Raw genomic sequence first — 224 nt, forward strand, 5'->3', positions numbered from 1 at the left:
AGCATTCACGATCACTATAATGTACTTTTTTATCACCAAAAATTAGATAAACTTCATGGCCTTTTCCAGCAACAAGTATGATATCGCCATTGTTCGCGGTGGCGAGTAAATGCATAAGAGCTTGCTTACGATCATGTATAAGTGTTGCAGTATCTGCTTGGGTTAACCCTTTTTTAATATCGTCCTCAATGGCTTTCTCATCTTCTGTACGAGGGTTCTCATCA

Annotated in this window: 1 protein-coding gene; it reads right to left on the bottom strand. The window is 38.8% G+C overall.

What is annotated here, in order from left to right:
- A partial coding sequence (locus V6256_RS15680; RefSeq protein WP_424141080.1) for a glutamate ligase domain-containing protein occupies positions 1-224 on the bottom strand: 224 nt, incomplete at both ends.

Source organism: Psychromonas aquatilis, assembly GCF_038155185.1.
Lineage (GTDB): Bacteria > Pseudomonadota > Gammaproteobacteria > Enterobacterales > Psychromonadaceae > Psychromonas > Psychromonas aquatilis.